Below are 761 nucleotides of genomic sequence, written 5' to 3'. Positions count from 1 at the left end.
CATGTCTGATCTGTTTTGGCTGACCGACGCGCAGATGGCGCGTCTTGAGCCCTTCTTTCCGAAGTCCCACGGCAAGCCACGCGTCGATGACCGACGTGTGCTGAGTGGGATTATCTTCATCAATCGCAATGGCTTGCGGTGGCGGGATGCCCCCACCGCCTATGGGCCGCACAAGACGCTCTACAACCGTTGGAAACGATGGAGCGACAAGGGTATCTTCGCGCGAATGATGGCCGGTCTGGCTGCCGAGCACGGCGAGACGAAGACCGTGATGATCGACGCGACGTACCTCAAGGCCCACCGAACAGCGACCAGCTTGGGCGTGAAAAAGGGGGGCGTGGACGCCTGATTGGTCGGACGAAGGGCGGCATGAACACTAAACTGCACGCTATCTGCGACAGCCAGGGCCGACCGCTCAACCTCTTCGTCACCGCCGGACAAGTCAGCGACTACATCGGCGCACGGGCACTTCTCAGTAGCTTGCCGGATGTCGATTGGTTGCTCGGGGACCGCGGTTATGATGCCGACTGGTTCAGAGAAGCATTGAAAGACAAAGGGATACGCGCCTGCATCCCCGGCCGTAAGCAGCGCAAAAAGGCGGTGAAATACGACAAGCGCCGCTACAAACGCCGGAACCGGATCGAGATCATGTTCGGTAGGCTAAAGGATTGGCGACGCGTTGCGACACGATACGACAGGTGTCCGAAGGTCTTCCTGTCTGCCATCGCACTCGCAGCAACCGTCATCTACTGGTTATGAGT

Annotated in this window: 1 protein-coding gene; it reads left to right on the top strand. The window is 59.0% G+C overall.

Annotation, left to right across the window (positions count from 1 at the left end):
* Window position 1: 1 nt before the first annotated feature.
* Window positions 2-759 (top strand): IS5 family transposase gene (locus MGEO_RS21055; protein WP_143746345.1). Its coding sequence is split into 2 segments (ribosomal slippage): window positions 2-323 and window positions 323-759, totalling 759 coding nucleotides; the frame shifts between segments, so codons are not numbered across the junction.
* Window positions 760-761: the final 2 nt, after the last annotated feature.

The sequence above is a fragment of the Marivita geojedonensis genome (genome assembly GCF_002115805.1).
Taxonomy (GTDB): domain Bacteria; phylum Pseudomonadota; class Alphaproteobacteria; order Rhodobacterales; family Rhodobacteraceae; genus Marivita; species Marivita geojedonensis.
This window is presented reverse-complemented; position numbering and strand designations above follow the sequence as displayed.